Below are 24,047 nucleotides of genomic sequence, written 5' to 3'. Positions count from 1 at the left end.
CGCAGATGAGCAACGTGATTTCGCTGGGCGTGATCGGGATCGGCAAGATTGCGCGCGACCAGCATCTTCCCGCAATCGCGGCTGAGCCCGGCTTCGTGCTGACCGCCTGTGCGAGCCGTCACGCGGAAGTCAACGGCGTACGCAATTATCCGGATCTGCACGCGCTGCTGGCCGCCGAGCCCGAGCTCGACGCGGTGTCGCTGTGCGCGCCGCCGCAAGTGCGCTACGCTCAGGCGCGCGCCGCACTGGAGGCCGGCAAGCACGTGATGCTCGAGAAGCCGCCTGGCGCGACGCTCGGCGAAGTGGCCGCGCTCGACGCGCTCGCGCGCGAACGCGGTCTCACGCTGTTCGCGACCTGGCATTCGCGCTGCGCGAGCGCCGTCGAACCGGCGCGTGCGTGGCTCGCAACGCGCACGATCCGCGCGGTTCAGGTGCGCTGGAAGGAAGACGTGCGCCGCTGGCATCCGGGGCAGCAGTGGATCTGGGAGCCGGGCGGCCTCGGCGTGTTCGACCCCGGCATCAACGCGCTGTCGATCGTCACGCGAATCCTGCCGCGCGAGCTCGTGCTGCGCGAAGCGACGCTCTACGTGCCGAGCGACGCGCAGATGCCGATCGCGGCCGAACTCGATTGCGCGGATACGAACGGCGTGCCGGTGCACGCGGAATTCGACTGGCGCCACGGCCCGGTCGAGCAGTGGGAGATCGCGGTCGACACGTCGGACGGCGTGCTCGCGATCAGCCGCGGCGGCGCGCAATTGTCGATCGACGGCGCGCCGGTCGAGATCGGGCCGGAGCGCGAGTACCCGGCGCTGTATGCGCATTTCCGCGCGCTGATCGCGCGCGGCGAAAGCGACGTCGACGTGCGGCCGTTACGGCTCGTCGCCGACGCGTTCCTGTTCGGACGGCGCGTCGGGACCGACGCGTTCGGCCGCTGACAATGTGCCGATGCGCCAAAGCGAGACCGGCACGACGGATGTTGAAGACCCAAGCCATTACAAGGAGACACGCATGAACCGCACGAATCGAACGATCCGCCGACACACGCTGCGCGCACTGCTCGCCGCGCTCTGCATCGCCCCGCTCGGGATGCAGGGCGCCGCCCACGCCGACGCGCCGCTGAAGATCGGCTTTCTGGTGAAGATGCCCGAGCAGGCATGGTTCATCAACGAGCAGAACGCTGCCGCCGCGCTCGGCCAGAAGGAGAACTTCTCGGTCGTGAAGATCGGCACGCCGGACGGCGAGAAGGTGCTGGCCGCGATCGACAACCTCGGCTCGCAAGGCGCGCAGGGTTTCGTGATCTGCGCGCCCGACGTGCGGCTCGGGCCGGCGATCGCGTCGCGCGCGAAGCGCTACAACATGAAGTTCGTGACGGTCGACGACCAGCTCGTCGATTCGACCGGCAAGCCGCTGCCGAACGTGCCGCACCTCGGGATGTCGGCGACGAAGATCGGCAACCAGGTCGGTCAGGCGATCGCCGACGAGATGAAGCGCCGCGGCTGGAAGCCGGAAGAAGTCGGCGCGCTGCGCGTGACCAACTACGAGCTGCCGACCGCGAAGCTGCGCACCGACGGCGCGACGCAGGCGCTGCTTGCGAACGGCTTCCGCAAGGAGAACATCTTCGACGCGCCGCAGAAGACGACCGACGACGAAGGCGGCTTCAGCGCGGCAGCGCCCGTGCTCGCCCGTCATCCGAACGTGAAGAAGTGGGTGATCTACGCGCTGAACGAGGAAACCGTGCTCGGCGCGGTGCGCGCGACCGAACAGCTGCACATCCCGGCGGCCGACGTGATCGGCGTCGGCATCAACGGTGCGGGCGAGGCGTTCGCCGAATTCCAGAAGAAGGAGCCGACCGGCTTCTACGGGACGATCGCGGTCAGCTCGACGAACCACGGCAAGGACAGCACGCAGAACCTCGTCGACTGGATCCGCAACGGCAAGGTGCCGCCGGCCGACACGCAGACGAGCGGCAAGCTGATGACGCGCGCGAACTGGCAGGCCGTGCGCGCCGAACTCGGCATCTGAGCGTGCGGGGCGACGACGCAATGACGATGCAGACGATCACGGCCGTGTCGGGCAACGACGCCGCGGCCACGCCCGGCGCCGTTGCGCCGCCGCCCGGCGGCGCGCTGCTCGCGCTCGACGGCATCACGGTGACGTTTCCGGGCGTGCGTGCGCTCGACGGCGTGTCGCTGTCGGTGCGCGCAGGTGAAGTGCACGGGCTGATGGGCGAGAACGGCGCGGGCAAGTCGACGTTGTTGAAGGTGCTGTCCGGCGTGAACCAGCCGCAGGCCGGCACGCTGACGCTGAACGGCGCGGTCCAGCGCTTCGCGTCGACGCGCGCGGCGCTCGAGGCGGGCATCGCGATCATCTACCAGGAGCTTCATCTGGTGCCGGAGCTGACGGTCGCGGAGAACCTGATGCTCGGGCAACTGCCGAGCCGGCTCGGCGTGGTCGACGAGCGCGCGCTCGCGGCGCGGGCGCTCGATGCGCTCGAACGGCTCGGCGAGCACATTGATCCTGACATCCCGGTCAAGTATCTGTCGATCGGGCAGCGCCAGATGATCGAGATCGGCAAGGCGCTGATGCGCGACGCGCGCGTGATCGCGTTCGACGAACCGACAAGTTCGCTGTCCGCGCGCGAGACGACGCAACTGTTCCGCATCATCCGTTCGCTGCGTGCGGAAGGCCGCGCGATCATCTACGTCACGCACCGGATGGAGGAAGTCGACGCACTGTGCGATCGCGTGACGGTGTTTCGCGACGGCCGCCGCATCGAAACGTTCGAATCGGTCGCCGATCTCGATCGCGACCGGCTGATCGGCTGCATGGTCGGCCGCTCGATCGAGGACGTGTACGGCTACCGGCCGCGCACGGCCGGCGACGTGCTGATCGAGGCGAAGGGGCTGACCGGGCCCGGGTTATCGGAGCCGGTATCGTTCGCCGCGCGGCGCGGCGAGATCGTCGGTTTCTTCGGGCTCGTCGGTGCGGGCCGTTCGGAGCTGATGAAGCTGCTGTACGGCGCGGCGCGCCCGAGCGGCGGGCACGTGGAGCTGGGCGGCAAGCGCGTTGCGTTCGCAAGCCCGCGCGACGCGGTCCGCGCCGGCATCGCGCTGTGCCCGGAAGACCGCAAGCAGGAGGGCATCGTCGCGATCGCGTCGGTGGCCGACAACCTGAACATCAGCGCGCGTCGCCACTTCAGCCCGGCGCGCGTGCTGCTCGACGCGCGGCGCGAACGCGAGCTCGCGCAGAAATACATCGAACGCCTCGCGATCAAGACGCGCGACGGCGAAACGCCGATCGGCGCGCTGTCGGGCGGCAACCAGCAGAAGGTCGTGCTCGCGCGCTGGCTGGCCGAGCGCATCGACGTGTTTCTGATGGACGAGCCGACGCGCGGCATCGACGTCGGCGCGCGCGCGGAAATCTACAACCTGTTCTACGAGCTCGCGGAAGCGGGCCGCACCGTCATCATCGTGTCGAGCGATCTGGCCGAGGTGATCGGCGTGTCGGACCGCATCATCGTGATGAAGGAAGGGCGGATCGCGGGCGAGGTGGCGAAGGCGCAGGCGACGCCCGACGCGCTGATCAAGCTCGCGCTGCCGCGCTAGCGGCGAGCAGTCAACCGGAAAGCAACTGATATGAGCCAGGCAATGCAACCCCAACGTACTTCCCCCTCCCCGGACGCCGCGGCCGCGGCCGCGCGCCCGCGCGGCGGCGTGTGGCAGCTGGTCAACCGCTCCGGCATCGTGATGGTGTTTCTCGTGCTGTTCGCGGTGCTGTCGCTAACGGTGCCGGACTTCCTCACGCCGCGCAACATCCAGGGCCTCCTGCTGTCGGTCACGCTGATCGGCTCGATCGCGGTGACGATGATGTTCGTGCTCGCACTCGGCGAAGTCGACCTGTCGGTCGCGTCGATCGTCGCGTTCTCGGGCGTCGTCGCATCGACGCTGATCACCGCGACGCACAGCGTCGTGCTCGGCATCACGGCGGGCGTGCTCGCGGGCGGCGCGGTCGGGCTCGTGAACGGCGTGCTGATCGCGCGTTGGCGGATCAACTCGCTGATCGTCACGCTCGCGATGATGGAAGTCGTGCGCGGGCTCGCGTTCATCACGTCGAACGGCGACGCGGTGATGATCTCCGAGGAGCGTTTCTTCGATCTCGGCGGCGGCTCGTTCCTCGGCATCTCGTATCCGATCTGGAGCAACATCATCGGCTTCGTCGTGTTCGGCTTCCTGCTGCGCAAGACGGTGTTCGGCAAGAACGTGCTGGCCGTCGGCGGCAACGGCGAAGCCGCGCTGCTCGCAGGGCTGCCGGTGATGCGCATCAAGATCACGGTGTTCGTGCTGCAGGGGCTCGTGACCGGCTTCGCCGGCGTGATGCTCGCGTCGCGGATGAGCCTCGGCGATCCGAAGACGTCGGTCGGCCTCGAACTCGGCGTGATCTCGGCATGCGTGCTCGGCGGCGTGTCGCTGACGGGCGGCGTCGCGACGATCTCCGGCGTGCTGGTTGGCGTGCTGATCATGGGCTCCGTGCAGGACGCGATGAGCCTGTTGAACGTGCCGACGTTTTACCAATATCTGATACGCGGCGGAATTCTGTTGCTCGCGGTGCTGTTCGACCAGTATCGTCGCAACCAGCGGCGCGCGATGAAGATCTGAGTTCGACCCGAGCGCGACCGCCGGCAACTACGACGAATATCGGGAGACGGCATGCAACAGACTCATCCGGGCACGGCGGCGGCGCTGCTGGTGGACAGCCGCAACATGCTCGGCGAAGGCGCGACGTGGTGCGATGCGACGCACGCGCTGTACTGGACCGACATCGAAGGCGCGCGGCTGTGGCGCTGCCGCGCGGACGGTTCCGCGCTCGCGCAGTGGCCGATGCCCGAGCGCCTGGCGTGCTTCGCGCTCACGCCGGATCCCGACGTGCTGCTGGTCGGACTCGCGACCCGTCTCGCGTTCTTCGATCTGCGCAGCGGCGCGTTCACGCAGATCGTCGACGTCGAGCCCGATCTGCCGACGCGTCTGAACGACGGCCGCTGCGATCCGTTCGGCGCGTTCGTGTTCGGGATGAAGGACGAAGGCGGCGAGCCGCCGCGCGCGGTCGGCGGGTTCTATCGGCTCAATCCTGACCTCACGCTCGAGCGGCTCGCGCTGTCCGCGGCGGCGATCGCGAACAGCATCGCGTTCTCGCCCGATGGCACGAAGATGTATTTCTGCGATTCGATGGTGCGCGAGATTCTCGTGTGCGATTACCGTACCGGCGGCGACGTGGCCAACTTGCGGCCGTTCGCGCGCTTGACCGATGCGAACGGCGACCCGGACGGCTCGACGATGGATCGCGACGGCGGGCTGTGGAACGCGCAATGGGGCGGCCGGCGGGTGGTGCGTTACGGGCCGGACGGCGTCGAGACGGATCGCGTCGACGTGCCGACCGCGCAGCCGAGCTGCGTCGCACTCGACGGTGCCGGCCGGTTGTACGTGACGAGCGCACGCGTCGGGCTCGACGACGATGCGTTGGCGAACGATGCCGACGCCGGCGGCGTATTCGTCGCGCGCACCCGCTACGCGGGGCTGCCGACCGCGCGATTCGCGGGCAAGCCGCGCCGCTGATCGCGCCGCCGCATACGGGTTGCCGTCGATGGGAGCCCGCTGATGCGGCGGGCCGCGCGCTCATGCACGCGATCCGGTGCGGACGGCGGCTGCGATCGGCCGCCGCCACGTCGTTCATCTGCCCACCTGCTGGTAAGATGGCCCGCAATTCCATCCCGCCAGCACCATGAGTTCCGCAACGACCAAGCCCGCTATCCCGAAGCGCGCGGTAAAGCACACCCCGACGGACGCCGCGACGGCCGACCGCGCGCCCGGCGACAAGCCGAAGGCGCGCGTGCAACAGCGCCTGACCTACGTGATCGGCGGCCTCGACCGGCTGCTGCGCCGTCACATGACCGACGCGCTCGCACCGCTCGGCATCACGCTCGCGCAATACACGGCGCTGTCGGTGCTCGAGGCGCGCGGCGCATCGTCGAACGCACAGCTCGCCGAGCGCTCGTGGATCACGCCGCAATCGGCGAACGAGGTAATGAGCGTGATGGCCGCCCGCGGCTTCGTCACGCGCGAGGCCGACCCGTCGCACGGCCGCATCATCCTGCTGAAGCTGACCGACGCAGGCGCGGCGATGCTGCGCGAATGCGAGGCCGTGCTGCGCCCGCTCGAGGCGCGCATGCTCGGCGACATCTCCGCCGACGATGCCGCGCACGTGCAACGCGCGCTCGAACTGTTCTCGCGCAACCTGCGCGGCTGATCCCCGCCGCCGATCGCTTCCGAACCCGCATGACGCGGGCCCGCGCGGCCCGCTTTCGCCGTGTGCGCGTTGCCGCCGGCCGCCTGACCGTTCCCTGATTTCGTCGCTTTCCGCTTCGGGTTAACACCGGCGCTCATGCCGCTTGCAATATCAGGTAGCCTGATATTAAATGAAGTCGTCCGCAGCAGGGATGCTGCGCACCGAATCGCACAGGAACGAACGACAGGAACAGACATGAGCAAGTACGACAACCGCTGGCAGACCGTTGAAGTGAAAGTGGAGGCCGGCATCGCGTGGGTCACGTTGAACCGCCCGGAGAAACGCAATGCGATGAGCCCGACGCTGAACCAGGAAATGCTGCAGGTGCTCGACGCGATCGAGTTCGACGACGAGGCCAAGGTGCTGGTGCTGACGGGCGCCGGCGCCGCGTGGACGGCCGGCATGGATCTGAAGGAGTATTTCCGCGAAATCGACGGCGGCTCCGACGCGCTGCAGGAGAAGGTGCGCCGCGACGCGTCGGAATGGCAGTGGCGCCGGCTGCGGATGTACAACAAGCCGACGATCGCGATGGTGAACGGCTGGTGCTTCGGCGGCGGGTTCTCGCCGCTCGTCGCGTGCGACCTCGCGATCGCCGCGGATGAAGCGGTGTTCGGGCTGTCGGAGATCAACTGGGGCATCCCGCCCGGCAACCTCGTGAGCAAGGCGATGGCGGACACGGTCGGGCACCGCCGCGCGCTGCACTACATCATGACCGGCGACACGTTCACCGGCGTAGAAGCGGCGGAGATGGGCCTTGTGAACAGCAGCGTGCCGCTCGCCGGGCTGCGCGACGCGACGATCGCGCTCGCGGCGCGGCTGATGGACAAGAACCCGGTCGTGCTGCGCGCGGCGAAACACGGCTTCAAGCGTTCGCGCGAGCTCACGTGGGAGCAGTGCGAGGACTACCTGTATGCGAAGCTCGATCAGGCGCAGCTGCGCGATCCGGAACGCGGCCGCGAACAGGGGCTGAAGCAGTTCCTCGACGACAAGACGATCAAGCCGGGCCTGCAGGCATACAAGCGCTGATACAAGCGCCGACGCAGCCGCCGGCGCAACCGCCGGCGTAACCGGAAGAGACAGGCAAGGCAGGAGACGACATGACCGACAGACGGATGCTGATCGGCGGCGAGTGGTGTACCGCCCGTGACGGCCGCACCTTCGACCGCTTCAACCCCGCGACGGGCGCGCTTGCGTCGCGCGCGCCGGCGGCCGGCATTGCCGACGCCGACGCGGCAATCGACGCCGCGCAGCGCGCATTCCCCGCGTGGGCGGCGCTCGCGCCGACCGAGCAGCGCCGCCGGCTGCTGAAGGCGGCGGACCTGATGGACGCGCGCATCGACGAATTCATCGCGGCCGGCGTCGCCGAAACGGGCGCGACGCCAGGCTGGCTCGGCTTCAACGTGACGCTCGCGGCCAACATGCTGCGCGAGGCCGCGTCGATGACGACGCAGATCGACGGCGACGTGATCCCGTCGGACGTACCGGGCAATCTCGCGCTCGCGATGCGCGTGCCGTGCGGCGTGGTGCTCGGCATCGCGCCGTGGAACGCGCCGGTGATTCTCGGCACGCGTGCGCTCGCGATGCCGCTCGCGTGCGGCAATACGGTCGTGTTGAAGGCATCCGAGGCATGCCCCGGCGTGCATACGCTGATCGGCGCGGTGCTTGACGAAGCCGGGCTCGGCGGCGGCGTGGTGAACGTGATCACGCACGCGGCCGCCGATGCACCCGAACTCGTCGAGCGGATGATCGCGCATCCGCACGTGAAGCGCATCAACTTCACCGGCTCGACCCACGTCGGCCGCATCATCGCGCGCCACGCGGCCGCGCACCTGAAGCCCGTGCTCCTCGAACTCGGCGGCAAGGCGCCGGTGCTGGTGCTCGACGATGCCGACCTCGAGGCGGCCGTTGACGCGATCGCCTTCGGTGCGTTCTTCAACCAGGGGCAGATCTGCATGTCGACCGAGCGCGTGATCGCCGCGCGGCCGATTGCCGACGCGCTCGTCGAACGGCTGACGGCAAAGGCCCGCACGCTCGTTGCCGGCGATCCGCAGGCCGGTCACGCACTCGGCACGATGGTCGATGCGGCGGCGGCCGCGCGCGCCGCGTCGCTGGTCGACGATGCGCGTGCGCACGGCGCGCGACTGCCGCTCGGCTGCCGAGTGGAGGGCGCGACGATGCAGCCGTCGATCGTCGACGGCGTCACGCGCGACATGCGGCTCTATCGCGAGGAGTCGTTCGCGCCGGTCGTCGCGATCCTGCGCGCGGACAGCGACGACGAAGCGGTCGCGCTTGCGAACGACAGCGAGTTCGGATTGTCGGCGAGCGTGTTCAGCCGCGACATCGCGCGTGCGATGGCGGTCGCGCGCCGGATCGAATCGGGGATCTGCCACGTCAACGGGCCGACCGTGCACGACGAAGCGCAGATGCCGTTCGGCGGCACGAAAGCGAGCGGCTACGGCCGCTTCGGCAGCCGCGCGTCGATCGCGGAATTCACCGAGCTGCGCTGGATCACCGTGCAGACCACGCCGCGGCACTACCCGATATGAGCGAGCCGACGATGAATGTTGCGACGCCCGCGAGCAGCCCGGTGAACGACACGGGCCGCGTGCGCTACCGCGCGGCCGACGTCGCGGTCGGCGCGGCCGAGATTCGCCGCACGGCCGACGGCACCTGGTACCTGCGCTCGCGCGAGCCGCTCGGCGATTACCCGACGCGCATCACCGACTGTCTCGTGCGCGGCGCGCAAGCCCATCCGGACCGTGTGCTCGCCGCGCGGCGCGGTGCGGACGGCCACTGGATCGAGATCACGTACGCGCAGATGCTCGAACGCGCCCGCGCGCTCGGCCAGGGGCTCGTCGATCTCGGGCTGTCGGCCGAGCGTCCGCTCGCGGTGCTGTCCGGCAACGATCTCGAGCATTTGCAGCTGATGTTCGCGGCGATGCTGGCGGGCGTGCCGTACTCGCCGATCTCGCCCGCGTATTCGCTGGTGTCGGCCGACTTCGGCAAGCTGCGCCACACGCTCGCCGTGCTGCGGCCGGGTGCCGTATTCGTCGCCGAGCGCGCGCCGTTCGCGCGCGCACTCGACGCGACGCTGCCGGCCGATGCGGCGCTGATCGTCGCGCGCGACGCCGACGCCGATGCCGACGGCCGCGCGGTGCCGCTGTCGCGGCTGCTCGGCACCGCTCCGCGCACGATCGACGCGATCCACGCCGCGGTGGGTCCCGATGATCTCGCGAAGATCTTGTTCACGTCGGGTTCCACCAAGCAGCCGAAGGCGGTGCCGACCACGCACCGGATGCTGTGCAGCAACCAGCAGATGCTGCGCCAGACGATGCCCGAGCTCACGCGCGAACCGCCGGTGCTGGTCGACTGGCTGCCGTGGAACCACACGTTCGGCGGCAGTCACAACCTCGGCATCGCGCTGTACAACGGCGGCACGCTGTATATCGACGACGGCCGCCCGATGCCGGGCCGCTTCGACGAAACCGTGCGCAACCTGCGCGAGATCGCGCCGACGATCTACTTCAACGTGCCGAAGGGCTGGGAGGAACTGACCGCCGCGCTCGAGCGCGACGCCGCGCTGCGCGACACGTTCTTCTCGCGCGTGAAGCTGTATTTCTTCGGCGGAGCGGGGCTGTCGCAGGCCGCATGGGACCGGCTCGACCGCGTGACCGAAGCGCATTGCGGCGAGCGGATCCGCATCATGGCCGGCCTCGGGATGACCGAGGCGTCGCCGTCGTGCCTGTTCACGACGGGGCCGCTGATGCGCGCCGGCTACATCGGGCTGCCCGCGCCCGGCTGCGATGCGAAGCTCGTGCCGTGCGGCGGCAAGCACGAACTGCGCTTCAAGGGGCCGAACGTGATGCGCGGCTACTGGCACGCGGACGTCGATCCGCGCGACGTGTTCGACGAAGAAGGCTACTACCGCAGCGGCGATGCGGGGGTCTTTGCCGATCCGGCGCGGCCGGAACTCGGGCTGATGTTCGACGGGCGGCTGACCGAGGACTTCAAGCTGAGCAGCGGCACGTTCGTCAGCGTCGGGCCGCTGCGCGCGAATGCGGTGTCGAGCGGTGCGCCATACGTGCAGGACGTGGTCGTCACCGGGATCAATCGCGACGACATCGGCTTGCTGGTGTTTCCGCGCGTCGATGCATGCCGTGCACTGGCCGGGCTTCCCGCCGATGCATCGGTGACCGACGTGCTGCGCGCGCCGGCCGTGCGCGCGGCGTTTGCGGCATGGCTCGCTGCGCTGAACCGGAACGCGAGCGGCGGTTCGACGTTCGTCGCGCGGATCCGGCTGATCGACACGCCGCCGTCGCTCGATCTCGGCGAAGTGACCGACAAGGGTTCGCTGAACCAGGCCGCCGTGCAGAAGCATCGCGCGGCGACGATCGATGCGCTGTACGACCCGACGCGGCGCGATCCCGACGCGATCTACGCGCAAGCGGCGCGCACGGGCTGAAACGCGTAACGGGCAGCACGCGGCAACGGGCCGCAACGAGCAGCAACGAGCAGCAACCAGCGGGCACAACGACCGGCCGGCCACGACACCGGCGGGCATTCCTGCGGCCAGTGAATCAGGTTGCCTGATAAATGCAGCCATTCATGCGACCCCTCGCGCGCCGGCCCGCCACTGGCCGGCGGCGGCGCGCGGCGGCCGTTGCAAGGCCGGCCGACTACAAGACAAGACATAGGATCTGGAGACAGCATGAACACTTACGTTGCCGAAAAACCCACGGTCGCGACCACGCTCGCACTGTGTTTCGCGATCGCACTCCTCGAAGGGCTCGACCTGCAGTCGGTCGGTGTCGCCGCGCCGCGGATGGCGCGCGAATTCGGACTGTCGGTGTCGCAGATGGGCATCGCGTTCAGCGCGGGCACGTTCGGGCTGCTGCCGGGCGCGATGCTCGGCGGCCGGCTCGCCGACCGGATCGGCCGCAAGCGCGTGCTGATCGCGTCGGTCGTGCTGTTCGGGCTGCTGTCGATCGCGACCGCGCAGGTCTCGACATTCGCGATGCTCGTCGTCGTCCGCGTGCTGACCGGCATCGGCCTCGGCGGTGCGATGCCGAACCTGATCGCGCTGTCGTCCGAAGCGGTCGAGCCGCGCTCGCGCAGCAGCGCGGTGGCGACGATGTACTGCGGCATTCCGTTCGGCGGCGTGATCGCGTCGCTTATCGGCGTGCTGCTCGCCGGCGACACCGAATGGCGGCACATTTTCTACGTCGGCGGCGTGGGGCCGCTGCTGCTCGTGCCGCTGCTGGTGTGGTTCCTGCCGGAATCGCGCGCGTATCTCGACGTCGCCGGCACGCAGGCCGCGCGCACCAGCGTCGCACGCACGCTGTTCGGCGACGGCCGCACGACGTCGACGGTCGCGCTTTGGGTCAGCTACTTCTGCACGCTGATCGTCCTGTACTTCCTGCTGAACTGGCTGCCGTCGCTGATGGCCGCGCGCGGGCTCGATCGCGCGCACGTCGGCCTCGTTCAGATCGCGTTCAACGTCGGCGCGGGGCTCGGCGCGCTCGGCATCGGCGCGGCGCTCGACCGGATGCGCGCGTCGCGCGTGGTCGGCGGCATGTATGTCGGGATCGTGCTGTCGCTTGCCGCGCTCGCCGCCGCGCCCGGTTTCGCATCGCTCGCGGTGGCCGCGTTCGCGGCCGGGATGTTCGTCGTCGGCGGACAGTCGGTGCTGTATGCGCTCGCGGCGATCTACTACCCGACCGCGATGCGCGGCACCGGCGTCGGCGCGGCGGTCGCCGTCGGCCGGCTCGGCTCCGTCGTCGGGCCGCTCGCGGCCGCGACGCTGCTCGCCGCTGGCCGCAGCGCGCCCGTCGTGATCGGCGCGAGCATTCCCGTCACGCTCGTCGCGGCCTTCGCTGCATTCGTGCTGATCCGCCGCCCGCACGCGGACGACTGAAACGTTTCGCTTTTTTCAATGCGCGCCGTCAGAGCGCGCAATTCATCACGGTCTGGAGACGCAACGAAATGAAGACGAAGACAAGGAACGGCCTGCTGGCCGCCGGCGCGTGCTGCGCGCTTGCCGCACCGGGTGCGCACGCGCAGTCGAGCGTGACGCTGTACGGGATCATCGATACGGGCGTCGAGTTCGTGTCGCACGCCAACGCGGCCGGCGATCACGTCGTGCGGATGCCGGGCGTGACGGGCGAACTGCCGTCGCGCTGGGGGCTGCGCGGCACCGAAGATCTCGGCGGCGGCTACCAGGCGGTGTTCACGCTCGAAAGCGGCTTCAACGTGCGCGGCGGCGATTTGGGCCAGGGCGGCCGGCTGTTCGGGCGGCAGGCGTTCGTCGGGCTGAAGAGCAGCTTCGGCACGCTTGCGTTCGGCCGCCAGTACACGATGACGTACCTCGCGCTGCAGGGCGCGGACATCATCGGCCCCGACATCTACGGGCTCGGCTCGTTCGACGCATACGTGCCGAACGGCCGCGCCGACAACGCGGTGACTTACGTCGGCACGTATCGCGGCGTGACGCTCGGCGCCGCGTATTCGTTCGGCCGCGACGGTGCGGGTACCGGCAACTCGCCGGGGCAGGGGACGTGCGCGGGACAGGTGCCTGGCGACGCGGTGCAATGCCGGAACTGGTCGGTGATGCTCAAGTACGACAGCGCGTATTTCGGCGCGGCGGCGTCGTACGAGGAACAGCGTGGCGGCACCGGTGCGGCCGCCAACTTCTTCGACGGCGTGGCGCCCGCCCCCTTCACGAGCAGCGGCGGCAAGGACACGCGCACGCACGTGAGCGCGTATGCGCAGGCGGCCGGCGCGCGGATCGGCGCGGGCTGGATCGGGCGGCGCGTGTCGACCGGTTCGCCGGCGGCGCCCGGCGCGCATTCGGATCTGTTCTTCGTCGGCGCGTCGTATGCGGTGAAGCCCGACTTCATCGTCGACGGCGAAGGCTACCGGATCGTCAACAGCGCGCACGACACGCGCGGCACGATGGCCACGCTGCGCGCGACCTATTTGTTGAGCAAGCGTACGGCCGTCTACGCGCAGTCGTCGTATCTGTGGAACAGCGCGCATGCACGCTACTCGGTCAGCGGCGGCGGCCCTGGCACGACGCCCGGCGCGGGGATGGGTCAGCTCGGCGCGATGGTCGGCGTGCGGCACATGTTCTGATTCATCGGCGTGACGAACTGAACGGGAGATATCGTGAACAGAAAATCTGCATTCCTGTATATCGCGCCGTTGTCGGCCGCCGCGATGCTTGCAGGTTGCGGCGGCGACGATTCGGTCAGCTCCGCACCGGCGCACCTGAGCGCCGCGACGCCGGCCGCGATGGCGCAGACCTGCGACGCGCTCGCGGCGAAGCTCGCGTATGCGAACACGTCGTTCACGTCGGTGACGACCGCGGCCGCCGGTGCGCTGAAGGTGGCCGGCAAGCCGATCGCCGAGCATTGCGTGGTGCAGGGAAAGATGAACGAGCGCGTGAGCGCGGTGGACGGCAAGACCTACGCGATCGGCTTCGAGATGCGCTTGCCGAAGGCATGGAACGGCCGCTTTTTCTATCAGGCGAACGGCGGGCTCGACGGCAACGTCTTGACCGCGACCGGCGAGATCGGCGGCGGCGGCCCGCTGACGGACGCGCTGAACCAGGGCTTCGCCGTGATCAGCTCGGACGCCGGGCACAGCGCCGCGCAGAATCCGCTGTTCGGCCTCGATCCGCAAGCGCGACTCGACTACGGCTACGGTGCCGTCGATGCGCTCACGCCGATGGCGAAACAGGTGATCCGGCTCGCATACGGGAAAGCGCCCGATCGCAGCTATTTCGGCGGCTGCTCGAACGGCGGCCGTCATGCGATGGTCACCGCCGTGCGCAACGCGGGCGACTATGACGGAATCATCGCAGGCGACCCGGGCTTTCACCTGCCGAAGGCGGCGATCGGCGAGATATACGGTGCGCAGCAGTTCGCAAAGATCGCGTCGGCGACCGGAACGAACGGGCTGCCCGACATCCGAAGCGGCTTCACCGACACCGAGCGCCAGTTCGTCGGCGCGAAGATTCTCGACAAGTGCGATGCGCTCGACGGCGTGGCCGACGGAATGGTGCAGGACGTTGCCGCATGCCAGGCGCATTTCAGCGTCGACACGGACATTCCCACCTGCGCGAATGGCACGCGTACCGGGTCGTGCCTGACGACCGCGCAGAAGGGTGCGCTGGAGAACGTATTCGCGGGCGCGCGCAACAGCGCGGGCACGGCGCTCTATGCGAGCTTTCCGTACGATCCGGGCATCTCGGGGCCGGGCTGGGCCGCGTGGAAGCAGTCGAATTCGATCGTGCTCGACCCGGCCGCGATGGCATTCACGTTCATGACGCCGCCGAAAACCGCTGCGACGCTCGCGAATCTCGCCGGCTTCGCGCTCGGCTTCGACATGGACAACGACGCACCTGCGATCTTCGCGACGAACGGCACGTACACGCAATCGTCGTGGTCGTTCATGACGCCGCCCGACGAGACGAACCTGTCCGCGCTGAAGTCGCGCGGTGCGAAGCTGCTCGTCTATCACGGCACCGGCGATCCGGTGTTCTCGTTCAACGACACGAGCGACTGGTATGCGCGGCTCGCGCAGGCGAACGGCGGCGATGCATCGAGCTTCGCGCGCTTCTATCCGGTGCCGGGGATGAACCACTGCTCGGGCGGGCCGGCCACCGACCAGTTCGACATGCTGACGCCGCTCGTCGCGTGGGTCGAGCAGGGCCAGGCGCCCACGGCGATCGTCGCCGCCGCGCGCGACACGACGAACGCGGTGCCGAACGCGGACGTGCCGGCGTCGTGGGGCGCGGGGCGCACGCGTCCGCTGTGTCCGTATCCGCAGGTCGCGCGCTACAACGGCTCGGGCGACCTGAATTCGGCGGCGAGCTTCAGTTGCCGGTGACGTAAGGGAACGCGCGAATGGACCAAGGTGCGCGCGCATCGGTCCATTCGCCGTGGCGGCGGGCAGGTGCGCGAAGCGGCGGCGTTCGACGCATGACGTCGTCATTTTCCGGGGAAGGCCGGATCAGGATGTACCATGGCGCGTCCTCGTCGGTGCGATGTGCTGACCGACGTGCAGCACCATGTCTCCTTCCTCCGATTCGACCATGCAAACCGTAGCGGTACTCGACTTCGAAACAACCGGGCTTTCTCCGAACATGGGAGACAGAGCGACCGAAATCGCCGTGATCCTGCTGCGCGACGGCGAGATCGTCGACCGCTACCAGAGCCTCATGAACGCAGGGCGCCGCATTCCGTCCGACGTTGTCGCGCTTACCGGCATCACGAACGAAATGATCGCGTCGGCGCCGCCGGTGTCGAAGGTGATGAAAGAGGCCGCCGCGTTCGTCGGCAGTCATCCGGTCGTCGCGCACAACGCCGGTTTCGACAAGCGCTTCTGGCAGGCCGAACTCGGGATGCTCGGGATGGCGGCCGACCATGCGTTCGCGTGCACGATGCTCGTCGCGCGGCGCGTCTACCCGGATGCGCGCAGCCACCGGCTGTCGAGCCTCGCCGACATGTTGCGCCTGCCGCAGACGGGCCGCGCTCACCGCGCGATGGTCGACGCCGAGATTGCGAGCCATCTGTGGTGCCGGATGCAGCGCGACCTCGGCGCGACGTACGGACTGACGCAAGTCGATCACGGGCTCATGTCGCGCCTGCAGACGACGAGCAAGGCGAAGGTCGCGACGTTCTTCGGTTCGCTGGGCGCACGCGCGCGCTGACCCCGGCGCCTGCAGTGCGGCCGGTGCGCGGGTCGATCCGGCGGATCCGCCGAAGTGGCGCCAGGCGTGCGCTCGGCCGGCCGTTGTGAGCGACCTCGAACGCACGCCGCATCATGTCACAGCAGTTCGCCCATACACGCATCGAACTGCGCGACGAGCGTGTCGACGTCGTCGGTCGTCGTCTGCGGGCACACGAGCATCATGTTGTGGAACGGCGTGATCAGCACGCCGCGGTTCAGCAGATACAGATGCACGATGTGCTCGAGCTCGCTGTCGAGTTGCTCGCCCGCGATCGTGCCGTTGCGCGGCGGTACCGGCGTGAACTGGAACTCGGTGCGCGCGCCGATGCGCGTCACGCACCATGGCAGCCCGCGCTTCGCGATTGCCTGTTCGAGCCCGCTGGCGAGCCGCGCGGCCAGTTCGAACATGTGCGCATACGCGGCATCGGTCGCGACTTCTGCAAGCGTCGCCCGCATTGCATGCATCGCGAGCATGTTCGCGGTCAGCGTCGTGCCGATGCCCGAATGGCCGGGCGGCGCGTTCAGCTTCGCCTGCTTCGCGCGATTCGCGAATTCGGCGCTAAACCCGTACACCGCGCACGGCACGCCGCCCGCGATCGGCTTGCCCACGACCAGCGCGTCCGGCTCGAGGCCGTGCGCGGCCGCGTAACCGCCCGGGCCGCTGCTGATCGTGTGCGTTTCGTCGATCACGAGCAGCGTGCCGTATCGGCGCGTCAGCTCGCGCGCGGCGTCCCAGAAACCGGGCTCGGGCAGCACCATTCCGATGTTCGTCATCGCCGGCTCGGCGAGCACGCACGCGACGTCGCCAACCTTCAGCGCCGCTTCGAGCGCGTCGAGATCGTTGAACTCGATCACGCGCGTGTTCGCGAGCAGGTCATAGGATTGACCGAGCAGGCTGTCGCGCTGCACCGGACGACCGTCGACGAGGTCGACGAACACGTCGTCGACCGTGCCGTGATAGCAGCCGTTGAACACGACGATCGTGTTGCGGCCGGTGGCCGCGCGTGCCCAGCGCAGCACGAAGCGGTTCGCGTCGCTCGCACTCAGCGCGAATTGCCAGATCGGCAGCTTGAAGCGCCGCGCGAGTTCGCGCGACACCCATGCGGCGTCCTCGCTCGGCAGCATCGTCGTATAGCCGCGCGTCGCCTGTTCGGCGAGCGCGCGCGCGACGGGCTCGGGAGCATGGCCGAACATCGCGCCGGTGTCGCCAAGGCAGAAGTCTGCGTAGCGGTGACCGTCGACGTCGGTGAACGTCGCGCCGCGCGCTTCTTTCACGACCAGCGAAAACGGTGTCGACCAGTCTTGCATCCAGTGCAACGGCACGCCGAAGAGCAGGTGCTCCGCCGCTTCCGCGGACAACGCGCGGGAGATCGGCATGGCTTCGGTGAACGCGTGGCGCTCGCGATCGAACAGTGCGCGAGCGCGGATGAGGTCGACTCCGTGGCGGGTCTGCAATTGAAGCTCCTGTGACGGGGTTAAGGGACCGGTGAAACCTCCGCGAGCTTGTCATATTCCGTGCGCGCGGTCGATCCGGGCTAGCCGGCCGCGCCGGGATGCAGAAAGTTTGTGCGCATAAAGATACGACGACGGACGTCTTGTCGCGCTGGACGGGGCGATTGTCACGTCGCCGTGGTCGATCTACGGGTTCAACGTCGGTGCGATGACGCTGACGAACGTGACGATCGCCGACAAGCGGTGATGAAACGCGTTCGCGTGCGATCGGCGCGGTGCGCGCGAGCGCATTACGCCAGCATCTTGACCATGTGGTGTTCGTCGTAGAAGCGTCCGTCGACGAACAGCGCACGCAGTTCCGTGCCGAACCGGACGAAGCCCTGCGACGCATATAGCCGCTCCGCGCTGCGGTTGATCTCGTTTACGCACAGCGTCAGCTGCGTGCAGCTCCACGTTTGCGCTGCGTGGGCTGTGGCGGCGTCGAGCAGCGATTGCGCGACGCCCCGCCCGCGATATGCGGAGGCGACGAACACGCCCCATATCAATGCCTTGTGCGCTACCTTCGCGCGCGTATCGCGGCGCACGCCGGTGATGCCGATGAGCGTGTCGTCGTCGAATGCGCCGAATACGGCCTGCACGCCGCTGGGCGTAATGCGCGTCGCGAATTCCTCGACCGGGATGCCGGCTTCTTCGTCGCGTGTCGGCAGGAACGACGTCGGCGACGTGTCGATCGCGTGCAGGCGGACGGAGCGGAATTGCGCCGCGTCGGCGGCATCGAGCAGGCGGATCGTGATCATCGGTGCGGTTCGCGGGTTTGTCGGGGGAGGCGGATTTGCGGCGTGCGCGGCGGCGGTGCATCGACAATGCTAAGGGGAAACGCGTACGTTTGCCTGTGCGATCGCCGTGCCGCATCGACGCGCGTGGCGCACGTTACGGGCACGCGAATGGCGGCCGTTGCCGCGGGCGGGAATCGCGACACAGGCGTGTGACGAGCCGACCGGAAATTGCGCATGCCGTGGCGAACCCGTGCTCACCCGAGCCAGCCGGAACGCCGCATGTTGGCCGACGCGCTCCACGCGAGGCTCGTCCTCGGGCGGGATTTCGATCTGCGGGGAAGTGACGGTGCGGTGTCGTGCGCGAATGCGATGCGGCGCCGACCGAGAGAGCCGAAGATGAAGCGATGCGCGCCGGGCGTCGCGCCGGCGCGCGTGAAGTGCGGACAATGCGTCGGGATCCTGCGGCGCGGTGTGTCATGCGCCCGACCGCGTCGGGCGCACGGCCCGCCGCGTTAATACCGCGACAGCTGATTGCCGTTGATCTGCACGCGATCGCCCGGACGCAGGTCGCCCGGCGACTGCACGTCGAACGACCGCATCGAGCCGTCGCTGACGCGTACGTCGATCCGGTAGCTGCTTGGCGGCTGGGCCGCGCCCATTTGCTGGCCGATCTGGTTGCCGGCCACGGCGCCGCCGAGCGCGCCGATCACGGTCGCGGCGTCGCGGCCGTGGCCGCGGCCGAACTGGTTGCCCACCAGGCCGCCGACCAATGCGCCGACGACGGTGCCCGCGACCCCCGACGCACCGACCGAGCCGCTCACCGGCTGGATATTCGCGACCGTGCCGTATTGCGTGCCGTAGCCGTTGCCGTACTGGCCGGCGTAAGGCTGCGGGTTGCCGTACTGGTCGTACTGCGGCGCCTGGTTCGGATAGGCCGGCTGCTGCGGTTGAACGTAGCCGGGTTGCGAATACGCGGGTTGCGCGTAGCCGGGCGTCGCGTACTGCTGCTGCGGATAACCCGGTTGCGCGCCGTAGTACCCCGGCGCGACACAGGCGGTCAGCGGAAGCGCCGCCACGGCGACGAGCGAGGCGAACAGAACGGTCTTCGTGGAAGGCATGCGCATCATGGTGATTTCCTGCATCGGCAACGTGTTCGCCGACGAAAGCCGGGACGGGTGGCGAACTCGGCGTGAGTATAAGGAAAGGGCGGATGCGCGTCCGGTGCGGCCGGGTAACAACGTGTAAAGTCTGTTGCCGCGCAAATCGGTGTGCACATTGGCGTGGGGTGGGCCGCGCGGGCGGCCTGCGCAGGTGGCAGCCCGTCACGCACACGTCGGCCGTTCTGCCGATTCCGCTGCGACCGCGCCCTCATCCGCCCACGCGGGCATCCGCGCCGCACATTGCGGAATCGAATGCACGGCATCGCGACATTTAATTGGCCACTGGCAGCCCGGTCCGATATCGTGGCCGCATTCGCTGCCAACGGTCCCGCCCGCCGGCTGCGGTGCCGTTCCCGTTTCCGCGCCAGTGTCGCGCAGCCACCGCCCCACCCATTCCAGCTCATGACCGATCGCTTCTTCACCCACGCCGTCGATGCCGGCGGACAGCCCATCAACCTCGTCGTCCGTGAAGGGCGCTTCGTCGCGATCGGCGCCGACTGCACCGCCGTGCCGGGTGCGGAAACGATCGACCTCGGCGGCTGCGTCGTACTGCCCGGCTTCGTCGACGGCCACATCCATCTCGACAAGAGCTTCGTCGGCGATCGCTGGGTGCCGCACGAACCGGTCGGCTCGCTGCGCGAGCGGCTCGCGGTCGAGACGCGCCAGCTCGCGGCGGCGCCGCCGATCGTCGAGCGTGCGAACGCGCTGATCGAGCAGGCCGCCGCGTTCGGCACGATCGCGATGCGCAGCCACGTCGACGTCGATGCGACGACGGGCCTGTCGAACCTGCAGGCCGTGATGGCGGCGCGCGAACAATGGCGCGGGATCGTCGACATCGAACTCGTCGCGTTTCCGCAGGCCGGCGTGGTGAGCTGCCCTGGCACCGCGGCGATGCTCGATGCGGCCGTGCGCGAAGGCGCGGACGTGGTCGGCGGGATCGATCCGACGACGCTCGACGGCGATGCGGACGGCCAGCTCGACATCGTGTTCGGCATTGCCGAAAAGCGCGACGTGAAGATCGATATCCACCTGCACGAGCCGGGCGCGACCGGCATCGCGCAACTGCTGCGGATCGCGGCGCGCACGCGCGCGGCGGGCCTTGGCGGTCGCGTGAACGTGAGCCACGCCTATGCGCTCGGCCAGGTCGATCACGGCGACGTCGAGCGTGCGGCCGCGGCGCTTGCCGACGCCGGCGTGTCGATCCTGACCAACGCGCCGGGCGACTGCGCATTCCCGCCGGTGCGGCAACTTCGCGACGCTGGCGTGCACGTGTTCGCGGGCAACGACAACATCCGCGACGCGTGGTGGCCATATGGCAACGGTGACATGCTGCAGCGCGCGATGATGGTCGGCTACCGCTCGGGCTTCTATACCGACGACGCGCTCGGCATCGCGCTCGACATGGCAACGCACGCCGGCGCCCGCGCGATCGGCAAGGCCGATTACGGGATCGCGGTCGGCTGCGACGCGAGCTTCGTCGCGGTGCGCGCACCGAATGCGGCGGCGGCCGTGGCCGGCGTGCCGGCCGAACGCTGGGTGTTCCGCCGCGGCGAAGCCGATACCGGCGCGCCGATTGCACCGGCCCTGCGTTTCGGGCGATGACGAACGACCGCCGTCGCGGTGCCTGCATCGCGGCGGACTCGCATCGAGCGACTGACCGACGCACCGATACACCGACTGACCCTCTCGGAACCGACATGACGAATTTGCTGATCCGCAACGTCCGCACGCACGCCGACGAAGCGTTCGACATCCTGATCGAAGGCGACCGCATCGCGCGCATTGGCCCGTCCCTCGACGCACCAGCCGACTGTGCGAACGAAGACGGCGCGCACGCGCTTGCACTACCCGGCCTGGTCGAAGGCCATACGCATCTCGACAAGACCCATTGGGGGATGCCGTGGTATCGCAATGCGGTGGGGCCGCGACTCGTCGATCGCATCGAGAACGAACGCACGTACCGCGCGACGAGCGGCCATGATGCGGGTGCCGCGTCGCTCGCGTTGTCGCGCGCATTCCTTGCGGCCGGGACGACACGCATTCGCACGCACGTCGACGTCGATACCGACGCGGGCCTGCGGCATCTGCACGGTGTGCTTGCGACGCGCGAGACGCTGCGCGGCCAGGTCGACATCCAGATCGTCGCGTTTCCGCAGTCGGGCGTGCTCAAGCGGCCCGGCACGGCCGCGCTGCTGTCCGACGCGCTGGCTGCGGGCGCAGATTTACTCGGCGGGCTTGATCCGTGCGCGATCGAGGGAGATCCGGTCGACGCGGTGGACGTGCTGTTCGGCATTGCCGAGCGCCATGGCTGCGGGCTGGACGTGCACTTGCACGAGCGCGGCTCGATGGGGGCGTATTCGCTCGACCTGATCCTGCAGCGCACGGCTGCGCTCGGCATGCACGGCAAGGTCACGATCAGCCATGGCTTCTGCCTCGGCGACATCGCCGACCGCGAGCGCGACGCGCTGCTCGCCCGGATGGCCGAACTCGGCGTCGCAATTGTCACGACGGCGCCGGCCGCGGTGCCGGTGCCGCCGGTGGTTGCGTGCCGTGCGGCCGGCGTGACCGTGATCGGCGGCAACGACGGCGTGCGCGACACGTGGACGCCGTACGGTTCGCCGGACATGCTCGAGCGCGCGATGCTGATCGGCATGCGCAACGATTTCCGGCGCGACGATGCGCTGGAAGTCGCGCTCGACTGCGTGACGCACGGCGCTGCGCGCGGCTGCGGCTTCGCCGACTACGGCCTGGAAGCGGGCAAGCGTGCGGACGTCGTGCTCGTCGATGCGCTGACATTTGCCGAGGCCGTGGTCTCGCGGCCGACTCGACGGCTCGTCGTGTCGTCGGGGAAGATCGTCGCGCGTGATGGTGTGCTTGTCTGAACGCCGCTTTGCTGTCCGCAGGATCGGGCTGCCTTCAGTCCGACGGGCGATGCGGGGCGCGCGCGATGGCGATCCGCGCTGAACGCGCGCGTTGCGGCGGGCGGGGTGGGGTTTCGTTCAGCCTGCCTCCCGGAAGATGCCGATACGACGCACCCGAGTGATGGCGATAAGGTCCAATCGAACGCATCGCGGCCGGTATGATCGGGCTTCCTTCAGCTCGATTTCCGGGGAGACGACGATGCGATGCACCCGCATGACGACGGCACGCGCCGCGCGATGCGCGCGATGGGTGGCCGCGGCCCTGTTCGCGGCGACGTCCGCGCACGCGATTGCGTCCGGCGTGGATAGCGTGGATAGCGCACTTCAGGAGGCGAACCGTCGTACGGTGCTCGCGTTCTACGAGAAAGGGCTGAACGAGAAGGACGCGGACGCCGCGCTCGCGTACGTTGGCGACCAATACGTGCAGCACAACCCGAACGCGGCCGACGGCCGCGACGGCTTCCGCAAGTTCGTCGCGTTCCTGCGCGACACGTATCCGCAGTCGCATAGCGAGATCAAGCGCTCGTTTGTCGACGGCGACTACGTGATCCTCCACGTGCACGCGGTGCGCGAGCCGGGCACGCGCGGCAGCGCGATCGTGGACATCTTCCGGCTCGCGCACGGCAAGATCGTCGAGCACTGGGACGTGAACCAGCCGGTGCCGGAGCATGCGGCGAACGGGAATACGATGTTCTGACGCGCGGCGGTCTTTCGGCAGCACCGAGCGCCAACGGCCATCTGCACGCCGACGCCCAAATCGCCGCAGAGCCGCGTTTATTCCTCCTCGTGCTCGAGCATCGCCGCGAGCACCTTCGTCAGTTCGCTGACCATCGGATCGGCAGTCGGCCGATGCAGGATCGCAATGTCCATGTGCTCGATGGGCGCGAAGCCGCCGGGCTCGTCGTTCAGCACCACGTGGTCGTCGGTCACCACGCGCGCGGGCAGCACGCTGATCCCGAGCCCGTCGGCCACCGCCGCCTGGATTCCGCTCAGGCTCGATGTCGTGAAGCTGATGCGCCAGCGGCGGCCGCGTTCCTCGATCGCCTTGATCATGTCGTCGCGATAGAGCCCGCGCGGCGGAAACACGACGATCGGCACCGGGTCGAGGTCGATCGTCGGATGCCGTGCGCTGTCGATCCAGCGCAGTTTCTCGGGCCAGCGTGCCACCGCCTCGCGGCTGTCGCGCCGTTGCTTGATCAGCACGAGATCGAGCTCGCCGCGATCGTAGGCCGCACAGATGTCGCGGCTCAGCCCGCACGTCACTTCGAGCTTCACCTGCGGGTGGTCGCGCTTGAACGCCGCGAGCGCATGCGTCGTGCGGCCCGCCGCGAAATCGTCGGGCACGCCGAGCCGGATCGTCAGCGCGACGGTCGCGCCCGACAGCGCTTCGAGCATCTCGTCGTTCAGCGCGAGCATGCGCCGTGCATAGCTGAGCACCGTCACGCCGGCGTCGGTCGGCCGTACGTCGCGCGTGCCGCGGTCGAGCAGTCGATGCCCGGCGATCTCCTCGAGCCGCCGCACCTTCTGGCTGACCGTCGACTGCGTCGAATGCAATCGCGCGGACGCGGTCGTGAAGCTGCCGCAGTCGGCCACCATCACGAGTGCGCGCAGCAGGTCGAGGTCGAACAAAGGTCTATTCATTTCCGCACTTTTATCGATTCTGGCAT

20 protein-coding genes are annotated in these 24,047 nt (G+C 68.8%); 16 read left to right on the top strand and 4 right to left on the bottom strand.

All coding sequences use genetic code 11. The annotated features are described in order from the left end of the window. Positions 1-5: 5 nt before the first annotated feature. From WK25_RS29425 to WK25_RS29365, 13 genes are all read left to right on the top strand, one after another. The gene (locus WK25_RS29425) at positions 6-935 is read left to right on the top strand and encodes a Gfo/Idh/MocA family protein (RefSeq protein WP_040138914.1); all 930 of its coding nucleotides are present in this window, start codon (positions 6-8) and stop codon (positions 933-935) included. A gap of 73 nt (positions 936-1,008) precedes the next feature. Further along, positions 1,009-2,022: an arabinose ABC transporter substrate-binding protein gene (locus WK25_RS29420; protein ID WP_040138913.1), complete on the top strand. Its 1,014-nt coding sequence runs from the start codon at positions 1,009-1,011 to the stop codon at positions 2,020-2,022. Positions 2,023-2,042: 20 nt separating this feature from the next. Continuing rightward, the gene (gene araG, locus WK25_RS29415; protein WP_069243451.1) at positions 2,043-3,605 is read left to right on the top strand and encodes an L-arabinose ABC transporter ATP-binding protein AraG; all 1,563 of its coding nucleotides are present in this window, start codon (positions 2,043-2,045) and stop codon (positions 3,603-3,605) included. Positions 3,606-3,635: 30 nt separating this feature from the next. After that, positions 3,636-4,655, top strand: a complete 1,020-nt coding sequence (araH, locus tag WK25_RS29410; RefSeq protein WP_069243450.1) for an L-arabinose ABC transporter permease AraH — start codon at positions 3,636-3,638, stop codon at positions 4,653-4,655. A gap of 51 nt (positions 4,656-4,706) precedes the next feature. Beyond that, a complete protein-coding gene (locus WK25_RS29405) occupies positions 4,707-5,609 on the top strand; it encodes an SMP-30/gluconolactonase/LRE family protein (protein WP_069243449.1) in 903 nt (300 codons plus the stop codon). A 166-nt stretch (positions 5,610-5,775) separates the two neighbouring features. After that, positions 5,776-6,300, top strand: coding sequence for a MarR family winged helix-turn-helix transcriptional regulator (locus WK25_RS29400; RefSeq protein WP_069243448.1), 525 nt, complete (start codon positions 5,776-5,778; stop codon positions 6,298-6,300). 234 nt (positions 6,301-6,534) lie between these two features. Then, entirely contained in the window at positions 6,535-7,365 is an 831-nt protein-coding gene (locus tag WK25_RS29395; protein ID WP_040138908.1) for a p-hydroxycinnamoyl CoA hydratase/lyase, read from the top strand. Positions 7,366-7,436: 71 nt separating this feature from the next. Then, positions 7,437-8,885, top strand: coding sequence for an aldehyde dehydrogenase (locus tag WK25_RS29390; protein WP_069243447.1), 1,449 nt, complete (start codon positions 7,437-7,439; stop codon positions 8,883-8,885). Continuing rightward, complete coding sequence (locus WK25_RS29385) at positions 8,882-10,801, top strand: feruloyl-CoA synthase (protein ID WP_040138906.1); 1,920 nt, start codon at positions 8,882-8,884, stop codon at positions 10,799-10,801. Before WK25_RS29390 ends, WK25_RS29385 begins: the two co-directional genes overlap by 4 nt. A 246-nt stretch (positions 10,802-11,047) precedes the next feature. Then, positions 11,048-12,253 (top strand): 3-(3-hydroxy-phenyl)propionate transporter MhpT, encoded by a 1,206-nt coding sequence (gene mhpT / locus WK25_RS29380; protein ID WP_040138905.1) that lies wholly within the window; start codon positions 11,048-11,050, stop codon positions 12,251-12,253. 68 nt (positions 12,254-12,321) lie between these two features. Then, complete coding sequence (locus tag WK25_RS29375) at positions 12,322-13,470, top strand: porin (protein ID WP_069243446.1); 1,149 nt, start codon at positions 12,322-12,324, stop codon at positions 13,468-13,470. Between the two features lie 33 nt (positions 13,471-13,503). Beyond that, positions 13,504-15,228, top strand: coding sequence for a tannase/feruloyl esterase family alpha/beta hydrolase (locus WK25_RS29370; protein WP_069243445.1), 1,725 nt, complete (start codon positions 13,504-13,506; stop codon positions 15,226-15,228). Positions 15,229-15,433: 205 nt separating this feature from the next. Continuing rightward, positions 15,434-16,051 carry a PolC-type DNA polymerase III gene (locus WK25_RS29365; protein WP_069243444.1) on the top strand — a complete coding sequence of 206 codons (618 nt, stop codon included), beginning with the start codon at positions 15,434-15,436 and terminating at the stop codon, positions 16,049-16,051. A 116-nt stretch (positions 16,052-16,167) separates the two neighbouring features. Here the strand turns inward: WK25_RS29365 and WK25_RS29360 are convergent, their stop codons facing one another. The 3 genes from WK25_RS29360 to WK25_RS29350 all read right to left on the bottom strand — a co-directional run bounded on the left by WK25_RS29360 (position 16,168) and on the right by WK25_RS29350 (position 19,426). Beyond that, a complete protein-coding gene (locus tag WK25_RS29360) occupies positions 16,168-17,526 on the bottom strand; it encodes an aspartate aminotransferase family protein (protein WP_069243443.1) in 1,359 nt (452 codons plus the stop codon). A gap of 287 nt (positions 17,527-17,813) precedes the next feature. Beyond that, positions 17,814-18,320: a GNAT family N-acetyltransferase gene (locus WK25_RS29355; RefSeq protein ID WP_069243442.1), complete on the bottom strand. Its 507-nt coding sequence runs from the start codon at positions 18,318-18,320 to the stop codon at positions 17,814-17,816. 491 nt (positions 18,321-18,811) lie between these two features. Beyond that, positions 18,812-19,426 (bottom strand): glycine zipper 2TM domain-containing protein, encoded by a 615-nt coding sequence (locus WK25_RS29350; RefSeq protein ID WP_040140876.1) that lies wholly within the window; start codon positions 19,424-19,426, stop codon positions 18,812-18,814. A gap of 435 nt (positions 19,427-19,861) precedes the next feature. On the opposite strand from WK25_RS29350, the gene WK25_RS29345 reads away from it, so the two are divergent. The 3 genes from WK25_RS29345 to WK25_RS29335 all read left to right on the top strand — a co-directional run bounded on the left by WK25_RS29345 (position 19,862) and on the right by WK25_RS29335 (position 23,077). Continuing rightward, positions 19,862-21,061: an amidohydrolase family protein gene (locus tag WK25_RS29345; RefSeq protein ID WP_069243441.1), complete on the top strand. Its 1,200-nt coding sequence runs from the start codon at positions 19,862-19,864 to the stop codon at positions 21,059-21,061. 95 nt (positions 21,062-21,156) lie between these two features. Further along, positions 21,157-22,341, top strand: coding sequence for an amidohydrolase family protein (locus WK25_RS29340; RefSeq protein WP_069243440.1), 1,185 nt, complete (start codon positions 21,157-21,159; stop codon positions 22,339-22,341). A gap of 253 nt (positions 22,342-22,594) precedes the next feature. Next, positions 22,595-23,077, top strand: coding sequence for a nuclear transport factor 2 family protein (locus WK25_RS29335; protein ID WP_069243439.1), 483 nt, complete (start codon positions 22,595-22,597; stop codon positions 23,075-23,077). Positions 23,078-23,154: 77 nt separating this feature from the next. Here the strand turns inward: WK25_RS29335 and WK25_RS29330 are convergent, their stop codons facing one another. Further along, positions 23,155-24,021, bottom strand: a complete 867-nt coding sequence (locus WK25_RS29330) for a LysR family transcriptional regulator (protein WP_040138897.1) — start codon at positions 24,019-24,021, stop codon at positions 23,155-23,157. Positions 24,022-24,047 lie beyond the last annotated feature (26 nt).

It is taken from the genome of Burkholderia latens, assembly GCF_001718795.1.
GTDB classification, from domain to species: Bacteria; Pseudomonadota; Gammaproteobacteria; order Burkholderiales; family Burkholderiaceae; genus Burkholderia; species Burkholderia latens_A.
Note: the sequence above shows the minus strand (reverse complement) of the source record. Positions and strands in the feature narration are given on the sequence as shown.